Origin of the sequence: Mesorhizobium sp. LNHC252B00 (assembly GCF_000502955.1) — a bacterium.
GTDB lineage: Bacteria > Pseudomonadota > Alphaproteobacteria > Rhizobiales > Rhizobiaceae > Mesorhizobium.
Window position 1 is genome coordinate 1 of record NZ_AYWO01000090.1, and the last position, 769, is coordinate 769.

Here is a 769-nt window from a genome sequence, read left to right on the forward strand (position 1 = left end):
CGCGACGCGCCCATCAGGGCCAAGCATGACCAGGCCGTGCGACATGGTGTTGAGCGCGCGGTCGAACTTGCGCGTTATGCTTTTCGCCTGCTTGTGGCCGATGACCGCCGAAAACAGTACATTGCGAACATGGTCGGCGCTGTTGATGGTAATAAACGTCATCGGGAAGATCATTAGACCGAGGACCACGGACGGTGCATCCAGACGCAGCAGCAGCGCTAGCGCCGCCGGACCGATGAAGGTTACCGAAAAAATCCGCACCATGCGCGGAGACCCGTAATTGCGGGCGACAACCGTGACCAGGGTCGCCAGGGTCAGCGACATTGCCGCCAGTTCGGCGAATGGGTCGGGATACACATAGATCGACACGAAGCACAGCGCACCCAATCCGAGGCCCTGCAAGCAGCCCTTGAGGATGTAACTGCGCTCCAATCGGTGTGCGTGTTCGACATCGGCAATCACGCCGCCCGTCTTCAGGAAGCTGCGGATACCGAAATAACGCAGAAGGCTGATCGGCAGCAGAATAAAAGAAAAGGCCAGAAACAACGGATTTTGCGTGCGCAGATAGATCATGAATCCAAGGATCCAGTAGCACGCGCCACCGATCACCAACATGTGCGCGTTGTCGAACAACGACCGCACAAATTGGATATAGACATCCGCGGGGATGCTTTCGGTCTTTGTTTTGCCCATATGATCGGCCCAACGCTAAGCCTTGTCATGCCACAACCGCCTTAAGAAAGGCTTAGACAGAGGGCTTAAGCTATGG

Annotated in this window: 1 pseudogene; it reads right to left on the bottom strand. The window is 56.4% G+C overall.

Features of this window, described 5'->3' with window-relative positions:
* A pseudogene (locus X744_RS0139210) lies at positions 1 to 693 on the bottom strand (diguanylate phosphodiesterase); the annotation flags it as partial.
* Between the last annotated feature and the right edge of the window lie 76 nt (positions 694 to 769).